We start from the raw sequence: 23,938 nt of genomic DNA, 5'->3' as shown, positions 1-23,938 counted from the left end.
AGGTTCCAAATTTTTTAGCGGTTTGACATGAATCAAGTTTGTCATTCCTCAAGACTCTTATAAGTATATTGGAACGGTTCAAAAGTGGAGGCGAATTGACGCATCGGTTCGATATCGGCGTCGAGGGGGTTGACGGTTCAAGGAGGTGGGCCGAAAACGCTTGCACGTATTCTGGAGCATGGAATGGACTTCGAGGCATTTTTCAAGACCGAGCTGGATGGCTTGCATTCGGAAGGTCGCTACCGCGTTTTTGCCGATCTCGAGCGACAACAGGGACACTTTCCGAAAGCAACCCGTTACACCGCCGACGGTGAACAGCGCGATGTCACGGTTTGGTGCTCCAACGACTATCTCGGTATGGGTCAGAACCCCAAGGTCATCGAGGCAATGAAGGCCGCCATCGATCACTGTGGCGCGGGTGCGGGAGGCACCCGGAATATTTCTGGCACCAACCACCACCACGTCAAGCTCGAGCGCGAACTGGCCGACCTGCACGGCAAGGAATCGGCGCTGATCTTCACCTCCGGCTATATTTCCAACTGGGCGACCCTCGGTACGCTCGGTCAGAAGATCCCCGGCCTCATCATCTTCTCGGATGCGCTGAACCATGCCTCGATGATCGAAGGCATTCGCTATGGTCGCTGCGAGAAGGTCATCTGGAAGCATAACGATCTGGACGATCTGGAAGCCAAGTTGAAGGCCGCCGATCCCGCAGCGCCGAAGATGATCGCTTTCGAATCTGTCTATTCGATGGATGGCGATATTTCGCCGATCAAGGAAATCTGTGATCTCGCCGATAAATACGGCGCCATGACCTATCTCGACGAAGTGCATGCGGTCGGCATGTATGGTCCTCGTGGCGGCGGCATTGCCGAGCGTGAAGGACTGATGGATCGCCTGACGATCATCGAAGGAACGCTTGGTAAGGCTTTCGGCGTGATGGGCGGCTACATCGCGGCTTCGGAAGCGCTCTGCGATTTCATCCGTTCGTTTGCGTCCGGCTTCATCTTCACCACCGCACTTCCGCCGTCTCTGGCAGCTGGAGCGGTCGCGTCGATTCAGCATTTGAAGGCGAGCCCCTTCGAGCGCGCCCGTCACCAGGAGCGCGTGCGCACGCTACGCTCCATGCTGGACGCTGCCGGTATTCCCCACATGACCAATCCCAGCCATATCGTTCCGGTGATGGTGGGCGACGCCGCCAAGTGCAAATGGATTTCCGATATCCTGCTCGACGACCACGGTGTCTATGTGCAGCCGATCAATTATCCGACGGTGCCGCGCAAGACCGAGCGTCTGCGCATCACGCCGACGCCGCTTCATACCGATGCGGATATGGAACGGCTCGTCGGAGCGCTTCATCAGCTCTGGTCGCGTTGCGCGCTTGCACGCGCCGTCGCCTGATCAGCAAGACGCGGAATGAAAAAAGGGGCGCAGCTTATTCGGCTGCGCCCCTTTTGCATTTAATGCTCAAGCATCTCCTGGACGATTTCCTTGCCGGAAAGCGACGATGGGTAGTAGGTCGGCCAATTGGTGAGTTCCTTCAACACCGTGGCGCGGTCATCACCCCAGTAGAGGTGGTAGTGGCCAGCCTTTTGCGGTGCGATGGTGTGGTCGCTGAACTGGATATATTGCGGTGCGGCTGCATCGCCACCGGTCTTCTTGAAGATGTAGCGAACGCCGCGATTGCCCTTCTTGTAGGTCAGGATCTCGTAGCCGTCGCTCGCATATTTGCCTTCGGTGGCCTTTCCGTCACGGTAGAAGGTCACGTCTTCACCCTTGATGGTGATGCGGTTGACGTCGGTCTTGTAGCCGACATCATATTCCTCACGAAACTCCTTGGCGCTCTTCTTGCCGTGCTCGGCCTTGTGCTGCATCACCGGATCGAGCGTGCCATCCTTGAGATAAGGATAAACCGACTGCCAATCGCCTTCCCAATCAGAGAGCGGGCGTTCCTTAACGGCGCTGTCTTCAAAGTAGCCCTTATAGACGTCGCTGGAACCATGTGAATGCCCATGGGAATGGTTATGGGCGTGATTGTGGGTTTCGGACTTCGATGGTGCCGATTTCTCCTGCGCCACCGCAGCGGCGGACAGAAGCAGCAGCGAGCTAACGGAAAGGGCGAGGGCTTGCGTGAGTTTCATCGTGTTTCCTCATTGTGATGTAATAACGTAACAAAAGGCGACATAACGGGAAAGCATGGAGGTGGCAAGTCCGTTTCCGGAACTTTAAATAATAGGAAGGGTGTTGAAAAAGGGATGACAGCACGGCGTCCCGCAGATCTAGATTTTTGCCATCAAGCCATCAGCAATGGCCCTCGCTTCTGAAGCCTTCAGGCGTCTTTCTCATTTCGCGCTGACTGTCAGTCATAATAAGAAGGGCGGAGATGCCAAAATCGGTCACTCCACCCTTAAACCAGTGCATGTTTTAAACAGTCTGCGCGACGTGGCCGAGCATGTTGCCGTTCAACCGTCAGGCCGCCCAGCGGCGAGAGCTTTGCTCGGCACCGGCGGTGCGGAAACTTTGCAGCTTGCGCGCGATCTCCACCATTTCGTCGATCATCGCATTGGATGCCGCAGCCGTTTCTTCCACCATCGCCGCATTCTTCTGCGTGACCTGATCAACCTGTCCAATAACGCTATCGATTTCGCGAATGGCGGCTTCCTGGTCACTGGCGGAGCGTTCGATGGTTTCGACGGAGCCGCCGACCTGCGCAATGTGGGCAGAGATGCGACCAAGGGCCGAGCCTGTTTCGTTGACGAGGCCGACGCCATTTTCCACCAATTGGTTCGACGTGGTGATCAGCGCGCGGATTTCCCGGGCCGCTGTCGCAGAGCGTTGGGCAAGCTCGCGCACTTCCTGCGCCACCACGGCAAACCCCTTACCCGCTTCACCCGCACGGGCGGCTTCCACGCCGGCGTTCAGGGCCAGCAAATTGGTCTGGAAGGCGATCTCATCGATGACGCCGATGATCTTGGCGATTTCGCCGGAGGATCGGTCGATGGCTTCCATGGCAGCGATTGCCTTCTCGACAATCACATGGCCTTCGCCGCTGTCATTGCTGGCGAGTGCGATCGTCTTTTTGGCGGACCGAGAGGCGCTCGCCGCATCGCTCACGGTATTGACGATCTGTGAAAGTGCTCCGGACGCTTCTTCGATGCTTGCAGCCTGGCGCTCGGTGCGACCTGCCAGTTCCGAGGAAGCGGAGCCAATCTCCCGACAGCGATGCAGCACCGAGGTCACGGCGTTCGACACCTCACTGACGAGCGCGCGCAATTGCTCTGTGGCAACGTTGAAATTCTGTCGGAGGCTATCAGTCTTTGGGGAGAAGGCGCGGTCGATCTGTTGTGTCAGATTTCCATCGGCCAACTGACGAAGAGCTGCTGCCAGCTGCTCGATTGCCGCGCGGTCTTCCTCTGCCTCACGTGCGGCCTGTTCCTGGCGCTGGCGTTCGGCAGTGCGCAGCCGGATCATTTCTTCAATGTCCTGCCAGACGACGATCAGCAGTGTTTCATCGTTTCGCTTCCAGGAAATGAGCGTGACCTGAACCTGGAAAAGGCTGCCGTCGCGGCGCTGTCCTTCCCATTCGAAGCGGGAAAATCCTTCCTTCATGGCCTGACCGATATGCACGCTTGCCTTCTGGTCGGAGCGTTCTCCGTCCGGCTGACGTTCCGGCGAAAAATCCGGAGGTGTCAGGCCATTGATCGTGTCGGCCGGCTGACGAAGGGCTTTCTGGAACGCGTCGTTGAAGGCGACGACCCTGCCTTCGCGCAGAACGCAGTAAGCATCCGGCGAGCTCTCGAAAAGAAACGATGCAAGCTCACGGCGAAAATCTTCTTTCGGGCGGGCAAAACCGAACATTGCAATATCTCCAACGACTATGTCGTCGGAATTATCATTAATAATTTAATCTCATATTAATTCAGCTCTATACTATTTCCACTATAAAACAGGTTTTCCAGCTGCAGCCTGCGGGTCTCGGAGGTCTTCTCTTGTAAGCGTCATCTTCGGCTATTGTGCCTAAGCGGCCTTCTGCTTTTGCGAAATGACATCCTCGGCGTAGGCGCGCGCCTCGGCATCGGCGGCCAAGATGGCATCGATCGTGTCAGCTGACCTGCCGTCATTCATTTTCTCCATCACCGTCTCGACGGTATCGGCCATATGCAGAAAGCCGATCTTTCCGTCGACGAAGGCGTGGAAGGCTGTTTCTTCCGCCGCGTTCAGCACCGCACCTTGCACACCGCCGCGCTCCAGCGCCAGACGTGCGAGCCTGATCGAGGGAAAGCGTTCCTCGTCAGGCGCTTCGAAATCAAGCCGTGCCAGCTTGGCAAAATCGAGCCGCTCGACATCGAGCGCGCCGCGTCCGGGATAGGTCAACGCATAGGCAATCGCCGTGCGCATATCCGGGCAGCCGAGCTGGGCGATCACCGATCCGTCGGTATAGGCCACCATGGAGTGGATGATGGATTGCGGGTGGACGATCACCTCGATCTGCGAGGGATCAAGGTCGAAAAGATATTTCGCCTCGATCATTTCCAGCGCCTTGTTGAACATGGAGGCACTGCCAATCGAGACTTTCAAGCCCATGGACCAGTTGGGGTGGGCACGGGCGATCTCGGCGGTGACGCCGTCCATCTGTTCGCGGCTCCAGGTGCGAAAGGGGCCGCCGGATGCAGTGAGAACGATGCGCTCCACCTTGTCGCGGTTTTGGGGTTCCAGGCACTGGAAGATGGCGCTGTGTTCGCTATCGACCGGAATGAGCGTGCCGCCGCCCTCGCGCATGGTGGAGATGAAGACATCGCCGCCGGTGACCAGGCACTCCTTGTTGGCGAGCGCGATGTTGGCACCGCGCCGCGCCGCCGTCAGCGTCGGCTCGAGCCCAGGCGTGCCGGCAATCGCCGCCATCACCCAATCAGCCTCCAGACTTGCGGCTTCCTGCAAGCCGCTTTTGCCAGAGGCGACGGTAATGCCGCTTCCGGAAAGCGCATCCTTCAACTCGGCATATTTCTCGTCGTCGGCGGTGACTGCCAGCGTCACGCCGAACTCGCGCGCCTGTTCAGACAGCAACGCCACATTGCCCGCACCCGTAAGGCCTAGAACCTCGAAGCGGTCCCGCCCACCGAGCTGGCGAATGACATCCAGCGTGTTTGTACCGATCGAGCCGGTGGCGCCAAGGACGGTCAGTTTTTCAGGCGGGTTGCTGCCCTTCTGGCTTGTCATATGAAATCCGGCTTTCGTGGAAACTCTCCCTCAAGGCTCTACAAGCGAAACAGGGGCAGAACAAGATCAAAGCCTGCCAGCAATTTTTCGCCACACTGCGTCCTTCTCCTCATCGATGACATCTGCGTGCGCCGCTTGCTAATGGCAGCGCGAGCATGCAGTTTGAGTGGCTGATGCGACGCGGTGCTGAAGTGCTGATACGGCATTGATAAATAGAGGATTTTCATGAAGCGATTTTTGATCTCGAGCGGCTGGATTTTTGTCATCACTCTTCTGCTGGTGCTCGTCTTCATCCCTTTCGATCCGCGCATTTCGCAGCGCGCGCAGGCCCTTCCGGGCGCGGTCGTCGGCTTCAACAAGGCGATCACCGATTTCGGCACCTTCCGATGGATGCTCTACAGCACCGGGCTCTTTTCCATCCTCGCCTATATTTCCGGACGCTTTCTACTGGCGAGCCCCTATTCGGCAAGGATCGGGACGGCGATGCGGCTCTTTGCCTATTTCTTCCTGACGATCGGCAGCGCCAGCATCTTCGTGCATCTCCTGAAATTCCTCATCGGTCGCGGACGGCCCGAGCTTTATGGCGATATTGGCGCCTATAGCCTGACGCCGTTTACCGGCGACAATCTCTATGAGAGTTTCCCGTCCGGTCATTCGACGGCGGCGGGTGCCTTTTTCGGTGCTTTTGCCATGTTGATCCCGCGTTTTCGTTACGTCTTCATGGCCCTTGCGCTCGTCATCGGCATTTCGCGGGTGATCGTCGGCGCGCATTATCCGAGCGATGTGGCCGCTGGCCTTCTGCTCGGCATCTGGACGTCCATGCTCTTCGCCTTTATCTTCGCCCGCAAGGAATGGTTGTTCCGTTTGGTCAAGGGTTGGCCCTATCCGAAGAACAAGCCGCTTCCGCCTGCAGATCAGGCATGATGACACAGGATATTGCCATGCCAAGCGACCACCGCGACGATGTTCAGGCAATAGAGACCACGGTTGCCATCGTCGGCGGCGGGCCCGCTGGCATGATGCTCGGCCTGCTTCTGGCGAGGGCGGGCATCGACGTGACGGTCATCGAGAAGCATGGCGATTTCCTGCGCGATTTTCGCGGTGATACGATTCATCCCTCGACGATTGCGCTGATCGAACAACTCGGTTTTGCAGAGGAGTTTCTGGCACTGCCGCACACCAAGGCGGAAAAGCTGCATGCGGAGATTGGCGGCGAGAAGCGCACCATCGCGGATTTTTCCTGGCTGCCGGTCAAAAACAAGTTCATCGCCTTCATGCCGCAATGGGACTTCCTCAGTTTCCTGGCAGGCAAGGCTGGGCAGTTCGACAGTTTCCGTTTGCTGCACAACGCCGCTGTCAGCGATCTCATCGAGACGAAGGGGCGCGTCAGCGGCGTGGTCCTCTCCACCCCATCCGGTACACTCACCGTGAAGGCCGATCTGGTGGTCGGTGCCGATGGCCGCAATTCCACGGTGCGCGAAAAGGCCGGTCTCCATATCGAACGCTTCGGCGTACCGACCGAGGTTTTGTGGATGCGGCTGTCGAAACAGCCAGGCGATCCTCACGAAACCATGGGTCATGCCGGTCCGCAGCAGGGGTTCGTGCTGATCGATCGCGGCGATTACTGGCAGTGCGGTTATGTGGTGCGCCGGGGCGTCTATGCGGAGATCAGCGAGAAAGGCATTGAGGCTTTTCGCAATAGGGTTGCCGAGGTCTGCCCGTTGCCGGCTGATCGACTGCAGGAAATCAAGAGCTTCGATGATGTCTATCTTCTCACCGTGCGTATCGACCGGCTGACGCAATGGTGGAAGCCGGGCCTCATCTGCATCGGTGATGCCGCCCACGCCATGTCGCCGATCAGCGGCGTCGGCGTCAATCTCGCCATTCAGGATGCGGTGGCGGCCGCCAATATTCTGGTGCCCGCCCTGCGTGACAGAGGTGTCATCTCCGACGACGATCTGACCGCCATCCAACAGCGCCGCACCTTTCCGACCAAAGCCACGCAGAAGCTGCAATTGATGATGCGCAGCAAGAACCGTAAGGATCACGAAGCGGCACCCAAGTCCAAAGGCCCGCCCGCCTTCGTTCGCGCTATCCTGCGCTTCCCACTTCTAGCCCATCTCGCTGGCCGTCTGATCGGGCTCGGCTTCAGGCGCGAGAAGATTACCTATTGAAGGGCTGAGACCTACTCGTCATCCATCTGATGTTCGGCATAGAGCCTGCGCAGTATCTGCGCCGTGCCGTTTGCGCCATCCAGATTGAGGGTGATCTCACCAGGCTCCGGTAGCGCCAATGCTGCACGAATCGCCTCGGCCATGGACTGCGGCGCGATGGCATGTTCTTCCAGCACCTGAGCAAGGCCGAGCTTTGCCAGCCGTGAGGCGCGGGCGCCTTGTTCGGTTTCGCCGCCTGCGGCAAAGGGGATGAGCAGCGAGCGGCATTTGGCTTGCAGAATGTCGCAGACGGTGTTGTAGCCGGCTTGCGAGATGGAGAGCTTTGCACCGGAGAGAAGGCTGGCGAAATCCTTGCGGAAGCGGAAGACGGAGATGGCGTCACCGGCTTCAGCCGAGATCGCATCGAAATCCGCCTGCGGCATGTTCGGGCCGGTGATCAGGCACCATGTCTTCAGTTCCGGAATGTGTGGTGCGGCTGCGAGCGCTGCTTTCAGAAGCGCGCCGCCGACGGCACCGCCGCCTGCCGAGACCACCACGTCGAAGCGCTCCTGCGGCGGAGTCGGTTTGCTGGGTGCCACCAGGCCGGTATAGACAATGCGCTGGCGGATTTGTTCGGCCAGCGGAAAGGTTTCTTCCAGCCGCACGAAATTCGGATCGCCATGGACCAGCACAGTATCGAAGTGCTTCTTGACGAGATCGATCGTTTCTTCGTCACGACCGGGCTTGGCGCGTTCCTGCAGGATGTCGCGCAGCGAGGTCATGACCAGCGGGCGCTTGAGACTTTTCTCGATCGCCGCCAGCAGCGGCAAGAGTTCGAATCGCACTTGTCGACGGCCAAAGGGGAAGGCCTCGATGATGACGATATCCGGTTTTGCGCCGTGATAAGCACCGAGCAGCATGCTGGTGCGGTTGTCCTTGAAGGCATCGTCCACCGGCGCGCCATTGGCATCGACAAGGCCGGAGAAATTGCCATCGGCAACGGCGACCGGCGGCAGTTCGACATGGCGAATGCCCTCACCGGGGAAGCCCGGCACCGGCGTTCCGCCCGTCACCATCGTCACGTCAAAGCCGTCTGCCACCAGCGCATGGGCGACGCGGCTGGCGCGGGCAATATGTCCGATGCCGAGCAGATGCTGGACATAGAAGAAAACGCTGGGAGCCTTGCTGGCAGGGGCGGAGGCGATTGTCACGAGGTCTTCTCCCATTCCTGTTCGAAGAGATTTTTCAGGTCGGTGATGCTGGTGCGGTGATCGAAGGCGGTGCGCACGCGATGCTCAGCGGCAGCGCCCAGTCTTGATCTGAGCGCTGGATCGGAGATTGCGCGCTCCAGGGCTTTCGAGAACGCGGCTTCGTTTTCCGGCTCGGTCAGCAGGCCGTTTTCGCCATCGACGAAGAATTCGGGAATGCCGGAGATGTTGGTGGACACGCAGGTTAGCGCCTGGCTTGAGGCTTCCACCAGCACGTTGGGCAGGCCATCGCGGTCGCCATCGGCGGTGATGCGGCAGGCAAGCGCGAAGAGATCGGCCTTGCGATAGTGCTCCAGCACCTGCTTCTGGTCCATCGCGCCCGTCCAGGTGATCTTGTCGGCGATGCTCAACTGCTGGGCAAGCGCTTTCAGCGTCGCCAGCTCATCGCCGCCGCCAATATGGGTGAAGCGCCAGTGCAGTGACGCTGGCAGGGTGGCGAGCGCCTTCAGCAGAATGTCGATGCCCTTCTTCTTCACCGCGCGGCCAACACTGAGAATCTGCACCGGATCGGCGGGGTCCGAACCATCGCGTGGCGGGCGCATACCCTCCATCGGGGGGAAGCGTGTGAGGTCGAGGCCGTGATAGCTCAAATGGACCGTTGCTGGATTGGGCGAGAGGTCTTGCAGATGGCGATAACCGCTGGCGGTGCAGGTTACCGCCCAGCGGGCGCTGCCGAGCTTGTAGGAGAGATCGGCGTCCGTGGAGGTCCAGATGTCCTTGGCATGCGCCGAGATCGTCCAGGGAATGCCGGTGATCAGATGGGTGTAGGCGGCAACCGACGCTGGCGTGTGGATGAAGTGAACATGCAGCCAGCCGGCGTCCTGTGGCCATTCATGGGACAGCACTGCGGCTTGACCGAAACGACGGAAGCGGTTGCGAGAAAAGTCTTGGCCGAGATCGTGGAAGAACCGGCGCAACGCACTTCCGAAGCCGGGCTTAGTCCGGCAGGCCCACAGCGCTTTCAGCACACGCAGTGGCTCCTCATGAAGATATTCCGGCAGATAGCTGACGGGTGCGCGGATTTCGTCATGCACCGGATGGCGCTTCTTGTCGGTCGGGCGGCGCATCGACATGAGTTCGAGTGTCAAGCCAGCTTTTTCGAGGCCGAGCAATTCCTGCGCTATGAATGTTTCGGAGAGGCGCGGATAGCCTTTCAGCAGCACCACGATTTTCTTGTCTGCGGTCACGTCTTCGTGCCTTCTTTCATTTGCGGCAGCTCACGGCAAACCGGGATGTTCCGCTCCACCGGTTTACGCATCCCCTACTGTCAGGCAGTCGCGGAGATTGCGCTCTGCGTATCATCCGGTTGCAGCCATTCGGCGACGCGGCGGGAAATGTTCTCAAGCCCGTCGAGCTTCAGGTTGCGGCCGTTGGCAGACGGTGGCGGGCGCTGCATCAGCGCCTTCAGCGCTTTCGCCATCAGTTCGGGGTTCTCCGCATCTTCCGGCGACAGCATGTCGAACAGGCCAAGCTCGGACGCGCGGCTGGCGCGAATCAACTGCTCCTCACGCGGCACGATGCGCGGCACGACAAGGGCTGGCTTGTCGAAGGAGAGGATTTCGCAGACGGTGTTATAGCCGCCCATCGACACGACAGCCTGAGCACCAGCAACCAGATCTTCCATGCGGTTGTCGAAGTCGATTATTTCCATCTGGGGAATATCGGCGACATTGGCCGCAAACTTCTGCCGCTGCTCGGTCGGCATGTAGGGCCCAAGCACCACCAATGCTTTCTGGGTCAGGCTACGATCGAACTTGTAGGCGCGGATTACGTCGTCGATCAGTTCGCTGCCATCGCCGCCGCCGCCCGTGGTCACCAGGATATAGTCGCCCTCATGCCGGCTCGGGTTGTCGCCGCGGGTCTTGGAGCGCTGCAGAAAGCCGACAAATTCGGTCTTCTCATGGACGCCGGGTGGGACAGCGAGACCTGCGAGAGGGTCGTGGAAGTCCGGCGGGCCGTAGACCCAGACATGGTCGTAGAAGCGTTCGATCTTGTTCAGCACGTCGTTGCGCTTCCACTCGGCTTCAAGCAGTTGCGGCGCATCCATCACGTCGCGCAAGCCGATGACCAGCTTCGTGCCGCGCGATTTCAGATAGGTGAGGGTTTCCTCCACTTCGCCCCGCAGACCCATCGGCTCCTTGTCGACGATGAAGATATCCGGCTGGAAGCTTTCGGCGGTGTGGTAGATGATCGAGCGGCGCATCTTCAGCGTTTCCTGAAGATCGATATGCTGGTCGAGCGAGGTGTATTCGCCGTTTCTGAGCTTGATCACACTCGGGATTTTTACAAAGTCGACGCGGGCGCGATAATCGAAGGCGCCTGCGATGGTTGCTCCTGAGATGATCAGGACATTCAGGCCGCGATAATCCTCCACCAGCGCATGGGCAATGGTGCGGCATCGACGCAAATGTCCAAGCCCGAAAGAATCGTGGCTGTACATCAGAATGCGTGCATCGTTTAAACGAACTGTCACGAGCAGAACCTCTTCTTACCGCTAAAGCGTGCGGCGCGTGTCTTTATGCGGAAGGCGCCGAAGCGCCTCGTCTTGTCACATGCCCTGATCGGAAAACCGCAAAACATGCTGGCAGAAAATCCGGTCATTTAAACGGATCTGCTGCATCACGTAGTCCATCGCCAAGGAAATTAAAGGCGAGCACGACCAGAACGACCGGAAGGATCGGGATCAAAAGCCAGGGATACAAGGCAATCACGCTGACGCTTCGCGCTTCCGTGAGCAGAATGCCCCAACTTGTGATCGGCGGACGCAGGCCGAGCCCCAAGAAGCTGAGCGCCGTTTCGCCCAGAATCATGCCTGGAATGGTGAGTGTCGCCGACGCGATCAGGTGTGACATGAAGCCGGGGATCAGATGCCGGCCGATGATGCGGCTGGTGCTGGCTCCCATCAGCTGGGCAGACAGCACGTAATCCTCTTCGCGTAGCGCCAAAAGCTTGGAGCGCACGGCGCGCGCGAGCCCCGTCCAGTCCAATAGACCAAGGATGACGGTAATGCCCAGATAGACGAGGATCGGGCTCCAGGTCACCGGCATGATCGCGGCAAGCGCCAGCCACAGCGGAATGCTGGGGATCGATTGCAATACCTCGATGATGCGCTGGACGATCAGATCGAAGACGCCGCCGCGATAGCCTGCAAGACCGCCGATCACGATGCCGAGAACGAAGCTCATGGCCACACCGAAGAGGCCGATGGTGAGCGAAATGCGTGCGCCATAGATGATGCGCGAAAGCACGTCGCGGCCAAGACGGTCGGTGCCGAGCAGGAACATCTGGCCGTCTTTCGCCGGGCAGACGAGGTGGACGTTGGAATCGAACAGTCCCCAGAAGCGGTAGCTGTCGCCACGGCAGAAGAAGCGAATCTTCTGCACTTCCGTCGGTACGTCGGTGTAGACGCGGCGCAGATTGTCCATGTCGAGGCTCATGGTACGGCCATAGACGAAGGGGCCGACGAATTTGCCGTCATGGAAGAGATGAATGCTTTGCGGCGGGGCGTAGATGTTTTCCACGTCGCGGGTGTGGAGATTATAGGGTGCTAGAAACTCGCATATGAAGATCGAGAGATAGAGAAACAGCAGGAAGATGCCGGAGTAGAGCGCAAGCTTGTGCTGCCGGAACTGCCACCACATCAGCTTCCATTGCGATGCGCGACCCACCATGGCAAGCGCGCTGGTAGCGGGCTCGACCAGATAGGGATCGAAGGGCGCTGTAGAGACGTAGTGCGGCAAGGGCTCGCCGGGCTTCGGAATCGATGAAGTCATTTGACGCTCCCACCTCCCAATCGAATGCGAGGATCGAGAATGGCGAGCGCAATATCGGAAACGAGCACGCCAATGACGGTCAGGAAGGCGAGGAACATCAGGAAGGAGCCGGCCAGATACATGTCTTGGCTTTGCAGCGCGCGGATCAGCATCGGGCCAGTGGTTTCCAGCGACAGGACGACGGCAGTGATTTCAGCACCCGAAATAATGGCTGGCAGAATGGAGCCGATATCGGAAATGAAGAAGTTCAACGCCATGCGCAACGGGTACTTGGTCAGTACCTTGAAGGGGTGAAGCCCCTTGGCGCGCGCCGTCACCACATACTGCTTCTGCAATTCATCCAATAGGTTGGCGCGAAGGCGCCGGATCATGCCTGCCGTCCCGGCGGTGCTGATGATCAGGACCGGGATCCACAGATGCTCGAGGATCGACTTGAACTTGTCCCAGCTCATCGGCTGGTTCAGATACTCGCGGTCCATCAGGTGGCCGATGGACGTGCCAAACCAGATATTGGCGAAATACATCAGGATTAGCGCCAGCATGAAGTTGGGAATGGCAATGCCAAGCAGGCCGAAGAAGGTCAGGCCGTAATCGCCCCAGCTGTATTTGTGAGTGGCAGAGTAGATGCCGATCGGGAAGGCGACGAGCCAGGTCACGATGATGGTGACGAAGGAGACCAGAACCGTCAGCCACAGACGTTCGCCCACCACTTCGCTGACGGGAAGCTGGTACTCGAAGGAATAGCCGAAATCGCCGACCAGCATGCCGGTCGCCCACTTGAAGTAGCGCACGGGGGCAGGCTGGTCGAAACCGTAGCGCGTGCGAAGCTCCTCGATTTCCGCCATATTGGCAGTCTCGCCCATGGCGCGCATTTCGGCCACGTAGCTTTCGAAATAGTCGCCTGGCGGCAGTTCGATGATGGTGAAGACCAGCATCGAGATCAGGATCAATGTCGGGATCATGACGAGAATGCGCCCGATAATATATCTGAGCATGTCAGGCGCTCCCGTCGTACCAGAACGTATCTGGCATGTAGATGCCGAGATAAGCGGTCGGCTCGAAGCCGAATAGCGCTTTCTCCGGCACGTTCTTCAGCCGGGCTCTATGAACGATCGGCTGCAGCGCGCCGTTCACCGTGCCGATGGAGAAGACTTGCTGAGTGTATATCGACAGCATTTCCAGCCAGATCTCCTTGCGCTCCTGCGCGGTGACGCTGCGTCGCCATTTCTTGAAGAGATCGAGCAGTTGCACGGCTTCCGGCAGATCCGGCGGTTTGCCTTCACGCCCGCCGGAGAGATAATGGATACCCCAGACCGGCCATTGCAGCTGATCGTCGCCGGTGGGTGCGAGACCCGATGGCAGCATGTCGGCGTTGGGAATGGCGTTATCCATGCCGAACCAGACCGACATCATCACCTCGCCGCCCATGGCACGCTTGCGGAACACGTCGCGCTGTGTCGGGCGGCTGGAGAGGGAGATACCGATCTTGCGCCAGTGATCGGTGATCAGTTCCAGCACGTCGGTTTCGAGCGTGCTTTCGCCAGCGGTCTCGACGATCACATGCGCGGGCCTGCCATCTGGCAGAAGGCGAATGCCGCGATCGTTGCGCTCCGTCAGGCCAACCTCGTCCAGAAGCCGATTGGCAAGTTCGGGATCGAATTGCGCCCAGGCGGTGGCAAATTCCGGCCGGAAGAGCGGACTTTCCGGCAGCACGGTATCGGCGCTTTCCTTGGCCAGGCCGTAGAAGCAGACCATGTTGATCTCGTGCCGGTTGATCGCCACCGAGAGCGCACGGCGCATGCGCACATCGCGAAACAGTGTGCGCCAGGTGTCGTCTGCACAGTTGAGGTTTGGCAGCAGACAGACGCGCGAACCCTGGCTTCGCTTCCACAAATTGACCTTCAACGGATAACGCGCTTCGGCGTCTTTCAAGAAGGTGTAGTCGTTGAAATCGAGGTTCATGAACTGCAGGTCGCTGTCACCAGACGCGGTCTTTGCCGCGATGATTTCCGACGATGTGACGTTCAGCAGATAGCGGTCGATGTAAGGAAGCTGGCGACCATTCTCATCGACGCGGTGATAGTAGGGATTGCGCTCGAAGATGAACTGTTCGGCAGGCGGTGCGGTGATAACGCGCCAGGCGTCGAGCGTAGGAAGATCGGGATTTTCCGGACGGAGCTGTCGCGACATCTTGACGTGCAGGCTGCTCCAGTCGTCCACCTTGTTCTTCTTCATCAGCTTGGCGAGTTTTTCCGGCGTCTGATATTTGACGTGGAACTGCTTCATATAGGCGGCGGGAAGGAACAGACGTGCGGGCGACGCACCGGCAAGTTTGGCCAGAAAATCTGGATTCGGCCCGTCCCAGGTGTAGCGCACCGTCAACGGATCGAGAACCTCGATCGAAGGTGGCTTCTTGTTGACCAGAAGCTCGATGGGTGGGCCGCCCTTGTGGATTTCCAGATTGAGCGCCACGTCTTCCCAGAAGTAGCGGAAATCTTCGGCGGTAAAATCGCTGCCATCCGACCACTTGTGGCCCTCGCGCAGTTTCAGTGTGAAGACGCGCTCCTCATCCACCGTGTAGGATTCGAGGATGTCGGGAACGAAGTTCAGCTTTTCGTCATAGCCTACAAGGCGGGCGTAACTGTCGATCGGCATCAGGCGAATGTCGCGCTGGCCGCCAATCAGCATGCGGATATTGCCGCCATGCTGACCTGTCTCGCGGCCCATGGCTTTCAGATCGATGACGCGGGGGTTTTTCGGCAGGCGCTGATCGAGAGGCGGCAACTCGCCCTTGTCGAGCTTCTCCTTGAAGAAATCAGCGTCGATATAGGTGGCGGCGGAGGCTTTCCATGGAACGAAAACGGAGGCGAGCAGGGCAAGAGTGGTGCGGCGCGTAATCAAGACCGTAGCTCCCGAACATCCGCATTGGCATTGGCAAGCACGAGATGCCCCCCGCCAAGATCGGCCGTTATCATCTGTCCGTTGTCTTCGTCTCGAAACTGCTTGCCCCAGTCGAACTTGCCGGTGGCGCTGATCTTGCCGATGGTCTTGAAGTCCAGTGGCCGGTCGAGATCGGGGAAGGGAACGGCGGCGAGAAGCGACTTCGTGTAGGGATGAACCGGATTGCGCATCAGCGTCTCGCGTGGCGCAAGCTCGACGATCTTGCCCTCGCACATCACCGCGACGCGGTCTGCCATATAATCGACCACCGCCAGATTGTGCGAGATGAAGAGATAGGTGAGCCCGAGATCCTTCTGCAAATCCTTGAGCAGATTGAGGATCTGCGCCTGTACCGAAACGTCCAGCGCGGAGACGGGCTCGTCGCAGATCAAGAGTTCCGGCCCCAGCATCAGCGCGCGCGCAATTCCGATGCGCTGGCGCTGACCGCCTGAGAAGCTGTGCGGATATCGGTTCAGCGCGTTATCGCCAAGGCCAATGGCGCGCAGCAAATTCTTGACGCGCTCCTGCCGGTATTTCGAGTCGCCACGCCCGTGGATTTCCAAGGGTTCGCTGAGGATATTGCCGACCGTCATGCGTGGCGACAGCGAGGAGACCGGGTCCTGAAACACCATCTGGATGCGGGTGCGCAGCTCACGCAGATCGCCATCCACGGCATTCAGCACGTCGATGTCGCCGTTCTTGCTATGGAAGGTGATCGAGCCTTCTTCAGGCTTTACCGCGCGCATCAGGATTTTGCTGACGGTGGTCTTGCCGCTGCCGCTTTCGCCGACAAGGCCAAGACATTCGCCGCGCATGATATCGAAGCTGACGCCATCCACCGCCTTGGTGCTATTCGCATTGCCGGCGGTAAACCATGTGGACTTGCGGGTGGTGTAGGTTTTGGAGATATTCCTGACGCTGAGAATGACGCCCGGCGCCTTGTCGACGCTGTCGGTTTTCTTGCCGATCAGGCTTTCCTTGTCGAGGGTGACATCGCGCAGCGCTTTAAGCCTTTCACCGGGCTTCATATCGAAATGCGGGACAGCCGCCATCAGGCCTTTCAGATAGGGATGCGAGGGTGCGCGGAAGATATCGTCTACCGTGCCCGCTTCCATGATTTCGCCTTGATAGATGACGGCGACCTCATCGGCGATATTGGCGACGACGCCAAGATCGTGGGTGATGAGCAGCATGCTCATATTGAGCCGGCTTTGAAGGTCACGCAGAAGCTTGAGAATCTGCGCCTGGATCGTCACGTCGAGTGCCGTGGTCGGCTCGTCGGCGATCAACAACGCCGGGCGGCAGATCAGCGCCATGGCGATCATGGCGCGCTGGCGCATGCCGCCGGAGAGCTCGAAAGGATACATCTGGCAGATCCTGGCGGGGTTGGAGAAGCCGACGAGATCGAGCGTTTCTTCCATCTTTTCCTGCCGCTCCTTCGGTGTCAGAACCGAATGGATGCGCAGCGCCTCGTCGATCTGGTTGCCGACGGTGTGGAGAGGCGAAAAAGAGGTCATCGGCTCCTGGAAGATCAGGCCGATGCGGTTGCCGCGAATGGCGCGCATCGGCTTGCCGTCCTGCTCCAGTTGGAGGAGGTCGATGGGACGATCGTCTGGTCTCGAAGGGTCGGAAAAAAGAACGCGACCTCTGACGTGGGCCGTGCGCGGCTGGATTCCCATGATCGTCTGGCCGATGACTGATTTACCGGAGCCGGATTCGCCGACGAGCGCGGTGACCTTTCCTGGCAGGATGCGCAGGCTTGCGCCCCGGACCGCTTCGATCTTTCCGCCCATAATGGAAAAAGAGACCTGCAGATTTTCAATGCGAAGCAAATCTGCGCCTGCAGTCATGCCATAGGTTCCCTTGCCGTCTTGTTGTTTGCCTGTGGCATTATCACGCGGCCCTTATATTCACGTTATCGCACAGTATAAGCTCTGTCCATGCTCTTGAAACCGTGAAAAATTTCCGGCTTTCTGCATGGTCTCGGGCTCTTGGGAAACGTCTAGTCCGAAGATATGTCGGGGTTATTAAGCTCAGGAGCGAACATGCCGGACAAAGCCATTTTTGATGCAACGCTTGCAGACATCAGGCGGTTGCTGGCGGAAAAAGATTTCGCTACGGCAGAAGATCGTTTCCTCGAGCTATCGAATGCGCACGACCAGCATCTGATGGGGGAGGTGACTGCGCTCGGCCTGCCGCGCCGCCTGCATTCGGCCTATCTCAGGCTCGCCAAGGCCAAAGGAGATGCGGTTGCCAAAGCCGGCTACCAATATCTTCTCGTGCCGCCGCCCGAGGTCTTTGCGCCCTATGGCCGCTTCTCTGCGGATGAGAGACGAGCGATTGCACAGAAGAACCGTGAAGCGGTGCCACCGAAGATCCACCAGATCTGGATCGGCAACAAACCAGTGCCACCCTCAACAGATGCCTGGCGCAAACATGCGGAGGCAAATGGCTATGCCTATCGGCTGTGGCAGGAGGCCGATCTGGAAGCAGAAGGGATCGATGCCGATCCGATCTTCCAGCGGATGCTGGAGGACGGGGATTATCCGGGTGCGGTCGATGTTGCGCGCTATTTCATCCTGTCGCGCGTTGGCGGCATCTATCTCGACTGTGATTTTTATCCGGCCCGCGACGATATGAGTTTCGGCGATATCCTACCCATGGCGGGGCTCACCGCCTTTGCTGAGCAGACGCCGCGGCTTACGGGGCAGGGAAGCGTGCTGCTCGCCAATTCCTTTATCGCCACACCGCCCGGCCATCCCGTCTTCGAGCGCATCTTGGAGGCGCTGCCGGAGATTGCCGAGCGCCTGCCGCGTGCGCCCGCATGGTGGGGCACGGGTCCGCTGATCTTTAGCGTGGTGGCTCGTGCGGGATCGGTGACGCTGGCGGGGGCCGATTTCGTTGCGGCGGTGCTGGCAGACCGGGCGGATTTCAGTGCAGTGGAAGAGGCGCGTGCCGAAGCCAGCGCCAAGGGCGATGGGCTGCTGATCGCGTGGAAATCATGGTGAAGGTTGAGAGAGTTCTGCCGATGCGATCTCCCGGTCCTGCGCAGCCTTCGCGGCGACTGCCATCTGGTGCTTGCGCTTCTCGTCTTCCGCGCGCTTCAGCTTGCCTTGATCGTAATGCCATTTGATCGAATAATACATGCCGATGCCGACGACGAGCAGCTTCAGCGGCAACATTACAATCGGAAAATACTCGAACCATTCCATCTTCGTCACACTTTCCAAACAGAGCCTGCAGCATCGGCGATGCGGAAACGCAAAACCAAAACGTCCTTTGTGCGCCCAACAGGACGCAAGGCGCTTTAGTGGCTCTTCGTTCGTGTGCTTACGCCTGAGTGGTCCGACTTGATACTCGACATATTGTCGCGCCATGTCAGGCCGTCGAAGCGGCCTTTTCGACCAGCGATCCGGCGCTGCGCCAACGGCAGCCAGGATGATTGGCGGTCAGTGTGAATAGGCGGTCGAAAAAAGCCCATGCCGCCTCATCATGATCGAGATGGTGGGTAAGGATGCCAGTGGTTCTTGCCTCTTGCTCTGCTACCACAATGCGCTCGGCGGTTTCGGCAAAGAGCAGATCGTGGTCCTTGCCGCCTCTCGTTCCCCGCCAGTCGATAATGTCGACATGGGTGTTCAAGAGGTGAATGGGCGCTGCCTTTTCAGGTCCATAAACCGATAGCGCCTGATAGCCGAGCGATGGTAGAGCGTCGACGATCTCCGGATCGATGCGGTTCCACGGCGGCACCAGCATCGGCACGAAGCGGCCCGGATAGAGGTTCTGCAGCTTTTCAAATCCACTTTGCAGCTCTGCGAGCACGGTATCCTTCGGGCGATGTAAGCCAAGCTCTCGCTTCTTCTCGTTCGGCCCGGCATGGTTTCGATGCGCCCAGCCATGCACCGCGACGTCGATTTTTTCGGCGCTGTCCAGCCGACGTGCCAAGGCATCACCGGTCGGCTCGGGAATGACGGCCAGCGTCATCGGCACGGCATAGCGATCGGAGAGCGCCAGCAGTTGATCGAGCGCCGATGTCGGTTCCGTCGCGTCGTCGTCTCGCAGCCAGAGGTCGGCGGCAACGCCGCGATGGGCGAAGCTGTCGAGCGTTTCCAGAAGTTTCTTTTCCGTCATGGTTCGTACCCTCTGGCGTCTTGCAAAATCCGGTCGAGCGTCGACGCTGCGTTCTGCAAGGAGCGCTCCTGACTGACGAATGCTCTCGCGCTTTGCGCCATGGACTGTCTCTTTTCCTGATCGGTCAGCAGCTTTTCTATGGCATTCGCATAGCTCTGCGTATTCCCCGGCTCCGTCAGAATGCCGGTCTTTCCATCGATCACCACTTCCGGCACGCCGGCAATCCGCTCGGCGATGACCGGCAGGCCTGCGGCTTGTGCCTCCAGATAGGCAAGTCCGTAGGCTTCGCCATGGCCGGGCCAGAGATAGAGCGAGGCGTGCGACAGGATGTCTGCGATCTCATGCGGGGTCTTCTCGCCATGCCACACGAGGCGATGCGGTGAGATGTCTTTGAAGAGCTCTTGCACGGTTTCGCGCTCCGGCCCGTCGCCAATGATGTCCAGCGTCCAGTCGAGATTGGGGGAAAGGCGATTCAACGCAGCCGCCAAGGCTTCATAGCTGCTGAGCTTGTCGCCAGCACGCATCATCGCGACAGTTGCCATGCGGCTTGCTTGCGGGGCAGGGTCCAGCGCGCAGAACAGGGACGTGTCCAGAAAGGGCGGCAGCATCTGTGTGCGCGTCTCTGGATTGGCCTTCATAAGGCCGTCTCGGTCGCGATGGGTAAAGCAGATATTGACGGCAGCAGAGCTTAGATCGTCCAGAAGCCGGGCCTGGATCTGAGCCCAGCCGGTGGAATTGCGTTTCGGGGAGTAAGAGGCTTCCGCTGTCACATAGGGCATGGCGAACAAGCGGCTGAGCTCAGGTCCCAAAAGGTCGAGCGCCTTGTAATAGGGGTGATAGCAGAACCAGAGATCGGGCGGGCTCGTTTCCCGCCAGAGCGTCGATATGCGCTGCCGTTCCTGCTCCGCGTCCCGCGCCAGCGCTTCTGCCTCTTCGCCATCCGGCTGGCGCAGGAAGGATCGCAGTTCCGACACCACCTCGACCTCGTAGCCGGCAAGCTGCATCGCCTGCATCAACAGCCGCGCCATCAGCCTGTCGCCGGAGGGGACCGGATGGTTTGGAGACTTCATCGGGCAGTAGAACGCGATCTTCATGGCTGCAGTCATGCGTTTTCAGCCGCGTCTTCGTCAACTGTAATTTAGACCGTCGCAGCCTTGACACCATGGGTCTTCTTGCCCAACTGAAAGGCCAAGTTTTCCTCGCGCGCAGGACGCAAAACGCCTTGACCTCTTCTCCAAATGCACAGCGACTTCTCGACCTTATTCACTCGAAAGAGGCGCGGGCAGGCGTCATCGGCCTTGGATATGTGGGCCTGCCGCTTGCCATGACGATTGCCACATCCGGCTTCAGGGTGACGGGTTTCGATATCGATCCAGGCAAGATCAAGGCGGTCGAAGCGCGCAAGAGCTATATCGAGGCCGTGCCGGATGAGATTTTGGCGGGCACCTGCGAGAACGGCACGTTCGAAGCCACCAGCGATTTTTCCAAGCTCGGCGAATGCGATGTGATTGCCATTTGCGTTCCGACCCCGCTGACGAAATATCGCGATCCCGATCTCTCCTATGTGGAGAACACCTGCCGCGAGATTGCCGAAACGCTTCGTCCCGGCCAGCTTGTGGTGCTGGAATCGACCACCTATCCCGGGACGACAGATGGCATCGTCAAGACGATCCTGGAAAAGACCGGGCTAAAGTCGGCTCAGGATTTCTTCCTCGGCTTTTCGCCGGAACGCGAAGATCCGGGCAACCGCGATTTCCACACCTCCACCATTCCGAAGGTGGTGGCTGGTGACGGACCGGATGCTGCTGAGCTGATGACGGCCTTCTACGGCTCCGTGGTCAAGACCGTCATCCCAGTCTCTACTACAGCGACGGCAGAAGCGGTGAAGATCACCGAGAACGTCTTTCGCGCGGTCAATATTGCGCTCGTCAACGAGTTGAAGGTCGTCTACGAGGCGATGGGTATCGACATCTGGGAAGTGGTCGATGCGGCCAAGACCAAGCCCTTCGGCTACATGCCCTTTTATCCCGGCCCCGGTCTTGGCGGGCACTGCATTCCGATCGACCCCTTCTACCTGACCTGGAAGTCCAAGGAGTACGAACTCCCGACCCGCTTCATCGAACTCGCAGGCCAGATCAACACGGCCATGCCGCGCCATGTCGTCGGGCGACTGGCGGAAGCGCTGGACGTGCATCAGGGCAAGGCGCTCAGCCGTTCGAAGGTGCTAGTTCTGGGGCTGGCGTACAAAAAGAACGTACCGGACATTCGCGAAAGCCCGTCCTTGAAACTGATCGAGCTCATACTCGAGCGCGGCGGCGATGTTGCCTTCCATGACCCTCACGTGGCGGAAATCCCGAAGACCCGCGAATACAGCGATCTGATGGGCATGAAATCCGCCGATTGGACCGAGGAGAGCATAGGCAGTTTCGACGCGGTGCTGGTCGCCACCGACCATGACAACGTCGATTACCAGCAGCTTGCCGGCTGGTCGCCGCTGATCATCGATACGCGCAACGCTTTTGCCCGTCGCGGCATCAGCGCCAGCCACATCATCAAAGCCTGATTGGAAATCCTTCTCCCATGAGCAGACTGGACAGTTTCATCCGCCGCCTCAGCGCCCAGCGCGATATCTTGAACCATGTGCATGGCGATCTCGATCTGCCGGCTGACGGTCCGATCATGGAAATCGGCCTTGGCAACGGGCGCACCTTCAACCATCTGCGCGAGCTGTTTGCCGATCGCCGCATCGTCGCCTTCGACCGGGCCATGGGCGCACACGCATCTTCCGTGCCGGAAGAGGGCAATCTGGTTCTCGGCGAAATCGACCAGACGGCGAAAGACTGGGTCGGCATCGGGGCGGCACTTGTGCATGCCGATATCGGCACCGGTTACGACGAGAAGGATGCGGTGACGCTCACGTGGCTGCCGCAGATCGTGTCCGGCATGCTGGCCAAGGGCGGTATCGCGGTGAGCGGACTGCCATTGAAGGAACCTAGCCTCGATCCACTGCCGGTGCCTGACACCGTGCCGACGGATCGTTACTTCCTGTACCGGAAGATCTAGCGCGCCACCCTATCTCAGATGCGCAAGCGCTATCGCCTCGGCTACCTGCGCGTGGCCTGACGAGAGCTTGCTGGTGGCCACGCGAATATGGGCACTCGGCAGGATGGAGAATTTATTGCCGGGTACAACGGCGATGTTCCTGGCCGCAAGGGTCACCATCGCGAAGGGCTCGGATTCTACCGGCACCCAGAGACACATGCCGCTGCCGGGCATGGTTTCGACGCCCCGTTCCAGCAGTTCACGCGCCAGCGCATCGCGCCGTTCCTGATAGGCCGCGCGCGCTCTCGCGACGATCCGGGACGTTTCCTCGTCCCTGATCAGCCAGGCAACAGCCGCTTGCAGCACGCGGCTGGTCCATCCCGCGCTGAAGGCACGGTAGGATTGGATCTGTTCGACAATAGGGGCAGAACCCGAAAGCACCGCCAGTCGTAAGTCGGGACCCAAGGTCTTCGAAAAGGAGACGATGCGCACGGTTCGGTCCGGGAAGCGCTTGCCAAGAGAGACCGGTCTTTCCGCCGAAATATCTGCCAGGCCGTCATCTTCGATGATCAGCGTGTCGGTTTCGGCAAGAACATCTCCAAGCGCCTGCATCCGCTCCGGGGTTACGGTCTGTCCCGTGACCGAGTGCAGCCGGGGCTGGAAGAGAAAGGCTGCGGGTCGCTCGGCGAGTGCCTGCCTCAAGGATGCGGGCAGGGGGCCTTCGCGATCCGACAGGATCGGCACGATCTTCACGCCGAGATCTTCGAGAATATCCAGAAGGCGCATGGCGGTGGGATGTTCGACGGCAACGACCGATCCCGGCCGTACGAGCGCACGCAGCGTGGTATAGACACCGTTATAACCGCCGTTGATCGCGAGAAAGGCTTCGGGCTCGTAAGGCCAGTCTTCGGCAATCGCGTCTCGAAGTTCGGGAACGATCCGGCTGCGGGCGTAACTGTTCAGGTCGCCGACCGAAGTGGCGTAGACCATTGCTTTCTCGAGCGGCGGCAGCAACGCCTGATCCGGTACCGCCATCGAGAGATCGAGAACATTGGCGCCATAGTGACCGGCACTTGCCAGACGCTCCGGCTTTGCAACGAAGCGCTCCGCACAGACCCACGTGCCATTGCGCCCACGACCGCTGATGATCTTCTGCTGGCGTAGCTCGCTCCAGGCTTCGGATATGGTCGCGGGACTGACGCCGAGTTCGTAGGCCAGATCGCGCATGGCGGGCAGGCGCGTGCCGACCGGCAAGACACCGGCCCGCACGAGTGCGCTCGTTTCCAGTGCGATGCCCCGGATCGTCTTGTCGGTTATTCTGTCGGCGAGCCAGCGGGCCTCGCAAATATCGCTCACTTGGAACTCTCACTTTAAATGTTCAATAACGTAATAACATTTGTGCGCTTACGAGTGTACA

The 23,938-nt window shown here is 59.3% G+C and carries 20 protein-coding genes; 6 read left to right on the top strand and 14 right to left on the bottom strand.

The window, feature by feature from the left end; genetic code table 11:
- Positions 1-183 precede the first annotated feature (183 nt).
- A complete protein-coding gene (hemA, locus tag ACQZ5M_RS11900; protein WP_296020364.1) occupies positions 184-1,401 on the top strand; it encodes a 5-aminolevulinate synthase in 1,218 nt (405 codons plus the stop codon).
- 59 nt (positions 1,402-1,460) lie between these two features.
- Here the strand turns inward: hemA and ACQZ5M_RS11895 are convergent, their stop codons facing one another.
- The 3 genes from ACQZ5M_RS11895 to dxr form a co-directional block, all read right to left on the bottom strand.
- Positions 1,461-2,141 carry a metal-binding protein ZinT gene (locus ACQZ5M_RS11895; protein ID WP_296020361.1) on the bottom strand — a complete coding sequence of 227 codons (681 nt, stop codon included), beginning with the start codon at positions 2,139-2,141 and terminating at the stop codon, positions 1,461-1,463.
- A gap of 328 nt (positions 2,142-2,469) precedes the next feature.
- Positions 2,470-3,858: a methyl-accepting chemotaxis protein gene (locus ACQZ5M_RS11890; protein WP_449079858.1), complete on the bottom strand. Its 1,389-nt coding sequence runs from the start codon at positions 3,856-3,858 to the stop codon at positions 2,470-2,472.
- Positions 3,859-4,017: 159 nt separating this feature from the next.
- Positions 4,018-5,217 (bottom strand): 1-deoxy-D-xylulose-5-phosphate reductoisomerase, encoded by a 1,200-nt coding sequence (dxr, locus tag ACQZ5M_RS11885; RefSeq protein ID WP_449079857.1) that lies wholly within the window; start codon positions 5,215-5,217, stop codon positions 4,018-4,020.
- Positions 5,218-5,442: 225 nt separating this feature from the next.
- On the opposite strand from dxr, the gene ACQZ5M_RS11880 reads away from it, so the two are divergent.
- Both ACQZ5M_RS11880 and ACQZ5M_RS11875 read left to right on the top strand, forming a co-directional pair.
- A complete protein-coding gene (locus tag ACQZ5M_RS11880; RefSeq protein WP_296076357.1) occupies positions 5,443-6,141 on the top strand; it encodes a phosphatase PAP2 family protein in 699 nt (232 codons plus the stop codon).
- A gap of 17 nt (positions 6,142-6,158) precedes the next feature.
- The gene (locus ACQZ5M_RS11875) at positions 6,159-7,391 is read left to right on the top strand and encodes an FAD-dependent oxidoreductase (protein ID WP_449079856.1); all 1,233 of its coding nucleotides are present in this window, start codon (positions 6,159-6,161) and stop codon (positions 7,389-7,391) included.
- A gap of 11 nt (positions 7,392-7,402) precedes the next feature.
- Here the strand turns inward: ACQZ5M_RS11875 and ACQZ5M_RS11870 are convergent, their stop codons facing one another.
- The 7 genes from ACQZ5M_RS11870 to ACQZ5M_RS11840 all read right to left on the bottom strand — a co-directional run bounded on the left by ACQZ5M_RS11870 (position 7,403) and on the right by ACQZ5M_RS11840 (position 17,201).
- Positions 7,403-8,581, bottom strand: coding sequence for a glycosyltransferase family protein (locus tag ACQZ5M_RS11870; protein WP_296105998.1), 1,179 nt, complete (start codon positions 8,579-8,581; stop codon positions 7,403-7,405).
- A complete protein-coding gene (locus ACQZ5M_RS11865; protein ID WP_449079855.1) occupies positions 8,578-9,825 on the bottom strand; it encodes a glycosyltransferase in 1,248 nt (415 codons plus the stop codon). Before ACQZ5M_RS11865 ends, ACQZ5M_RS11870 begins: the two co-directional genes overlap by 4 nt.
- 80 nt (positions 9,826-9,905) lie before the next feature.
- Entirely contained in the window at positions 9,906-11,111 is a 1,206-nt protein-coding gene (locus tag ACQZ5M_RS11860; RefSeq protein ID WP_296037718.1) for a glycosyltransferase family protein, read from the bottom strand.
- A 124-nt stretch (positions 11,112-11,235) separates the two neighbouring features.
- On the bottom strand, positions 11,236-12,411 hold the full coding sequence (locus tag ACQZ5M_RS11855; protein WP_449079854.1) for an ABC transporter permease: 1,176 nt from the start codon (positions 12,409-12,411) through the stop codon (positions 11,236-11,238).
- Positions 12,408-13,406, bottom strand: a complete 999-nt coding sequence (locus ACQZ5M_RS11850; protein ID WP_296020343.1) for an ABC transporter permease — start codon at positions 13,404-13,406, stop codon at positions 12,408-12,410. Before ACQZ5M_RS11850 ends, ACQZ5M_RS11855 begins: the two co-directional genes overlap by 4 nt.
- Before the next feature lies 1 nt (position 13,407).
- Positions 13,408-15,312 carry an ABC transporter substrate-binding protein gene (locus ACQZ5M_RS11845; RefSeq protein WP_296083887.1) on the bottom strand — a complete coding sequence of 635 codons (1,905 nt, stop codon included), beginning with the start codon at positions 15,310-15,312 and terminating at the stop codon, positions 13,408-13,410.
- The gene (locus ACQZ5M_RS11840; RefSeq protein WP_296098794.1) at positions 15,309-17,201 is read right to left on the bottom strand and encodes an ABC transporter ATP-binding protein; all 1,893 of its coding nucleotides are present in this window, start codon (positions 17,199-17,201) and stop codon (positions 15,309-15,311) included. The genes ACQZ5M_RS11845 and ACQZ5M_RS11840 overlap by 4 nt, the downstream gene beginning before the upstream one ends.
- A gap of 195 nt (positions 17,202-17,396) precedes the next feature.
- On the opposite strand from ACQZ5M_RS11840, the gene ACQZ5M_RS11835 reads away from it, so the two are divergent.
- The gene (locus ACQZ5M_RS11835) at positions 17,397-18,359 is read left to right on the top strand and encodes a glycosyltransferase family 32 protein (RefSeq protein ID WP_449079853.1); all 963 of its coding nucleotides are present in this window, start codon (positions 17,397-17,399) and stop codon (positions 18,357-18,359) included.
- On the opposite strand, the gene ACQZ5M_RS11830 is transcribed toward ACQZ5M_RS11835, so the two are convergent.
- The 3 genes from ACQZ5M_RS11830 to ACQZ5M_RS11820 all read right to left on the bottom strand — a co-directional run bounded on the left by ACQZ5M_RS11830 (position 18,351) and on the right by ACQZ5M_RS11820 (position 20,573).
- Positions 18,351-18,572, bottom strand: coding sequence for a hypothetical protein (locus ACQZ5M_RS11830; RefSeq protein ID WP_296020547.1), 222 nt, complete (start codon positions 18,570-18,572; stop codon positions 18,351-18,353). The genes ACQZ5M_RS11835 and ACQZ5M_RS11830 overlap by 9 nt on opposite strands.
- Positions 18,573-18,729: 157 nt before the next feature.
- Positions 18,730-19,479, bottom strand: a complete 750-nt coding sequence (locus tag ACQZ5M_RS11825; RefSeq protein WP_296037701.1) for a polysaccharide deacetylase family protein — start codon at positions 19,477-19,479, stop codon at positions 18,730-18,732.
- The gene (locus ACQZ5M_RS11820; RefSeq protein WP_449079953.1) at positions 19,476-20,573 is read right to left on the bottom strand and encodes a glycosyltransferase family 4 protein; all 1,098 of its coding nucleotides are present in this window, start codon (positions 20,571-20,573) and stop codon (positions 19,476-19,478) included. Before ACQZ5M_RS11820 ends, ACQZ5M_RS11825 begins: the two co-directional genes overlap by 4 nt.
- A 128-nt stretch (positions 20,574-20,701) precedes the next feature.
- On the opposite strand from ACQZ5M_RS11820, the gene ACQZ5M_RS11815 reads away from it, so the two are divergent.
- On the top strand, positions 20,702-22,042 hold the full coding sequence (locus ACQZ5M_RS11815) for a nucleotide sugar dehydrogenase (protein WP_449079852.1): 1,341 nt from the start codon (positions 20,702-20,704) through the stop codon (positions 22,040-22,042).
- A 17-nt stretch (positions 22,043-22,059) separates the two neighbouring features.
- The gene (locus ACQZ5M_RS11810) at positions 22,060-22,542 is read left to right on the top strand and encodes a class I SAM-dependent methyltransferase (RefSeq protein WP_113176091.1); all 483 of its coding nucleotides are present in this window, start codon (positions 22,060-22,062) and stop codon (positions 22,540-22,542) included.
- Positions 22,543-22,551: 9 nt separating this feature from the next.
- Here the strand turns inward: ACQZ5M_RS11810 and ACQZ5M_RS11805 are convergent, their stop codons facing one another.
- Positions 22,552-23,877: an aminotransferase-like domain-containing protein gene (locus tag ACQZ5M_RS11805; RefSeq protein WP_113176090.1), complete on the bottom strand. Its 1,326-nt coding sequence runs from the start codon at positions 23,875-23,877 to the stop codon at positions 22,552-22,554.
- Positions 23,878-23,938 lie beyond the last annotated feature (61 nt).

The sequence above is a fragment of the Rhizobium sp. 22-785-1 genome, from assembly GCF_053521965.1.
The sequence above is the reverse complement of the archived record's forward strand: the minus strand, read 5'-3'. Positions and strand labels throughout refer to the sequence as shown.

Excerpts from the sequence above, each read along its gene's own strand:
- ACQZ5M_RS11890 (WP_449079858.1), bottom strand. The coding sequence starts at position 3,858 with ATGTTCGGTTTTGCCCGCCCGAAAGAAGATTTTCGCCGTGAGCTTGCA.
- ACQZ5M_RS11855 (WP_449079854.1), bottom strand. The coding sequence starts at position 12,411 with ATGACTTCATCGATTCCGAAGCCCGGCGAGCCCTTGCCGCACTACGTC.
- ACQZ5M_RS11880 (WP_296076357.1), top strand. The coding sequence starts at position 5,443 with ATGAAGCGATTTTTGATCTCGAGCGGCTGGATTTTTGTCATCACTCTT.
- hemA (WP_296020364.1), top strand. The coding sequence starts at position 184 with ATGGACTTCGAGGCATTTTTCAAGACCGAGCTGGATGGCTTGCATTCG.
- ACQZ5M_RS11820 (WP_449079953.1), bottom strand. The coding sequence starts at position 20,573 with ATGAAGATCGCGTTCTACTGCCCGATGAAGTCTCCAAACCATCCGGTC.
- ACQZ5M_RS11810 (WP_113176091.1), top strand. The coding sequence starts at position 22,060 with ATGAGCAGACTGGACAGTTTCATCCGCCGCCTCAGCGCCCAGCGCGAT.
- ACQZ5M_RS11850 (WP_296020343.1), bottom strand. The coding sequence starts at position 13,406 with ATGCTCAGATATATTATCGGGCGCATTCTCGTCATGATCCCGACATTG.
- ACQZ5M_RS11875 (WP_449079856.1), top strand. The coding sequence starts at position 6,159 with ATGCCAAGCGACCACCGCGACGATGTTCAGGCAATAGAGACCACGGTT.
- dxr (WP_449079857.1), bottom strand. The coding sequence starts at position 5,217 with ATGACAAGCCAGAAGGGCAGCAACCCGCCTGAAAAACTGACCGTCCTT.
- ACQZ5M_RS11835 (WP_449079853.1), top strand. The coding sequence starts at position 17,397 with ATGCCGGACAAAGCCATTTTTGATGCAACGCTTGCAGACATCAGGCGG.
- ACQZ5M_RS11825 (WP_296037701.1), bottom strand. The coding sequence starts at position 19,479 with ATGACGGAAAAGAAACTTCTGGAAACGCTCGACAGCTTCGCCCATCGC.
- ACQZ5M_RS11895 (WP_296020361.1), bottom strand. The coding sequence starts at position 2,141 with ATGAAACTCACGCAAGCCCTCGCCCTTTCCGTTAGCTCGCTGCTGCTT.
- ACQZ5M_RS11840 (WP_296098794.1), bottom strand. The coding sequence starts at position 17,201 with ATGACTGCAGGCGCAGATTTGCTTCGCATTGAAAATCTGCAGGTCTCT.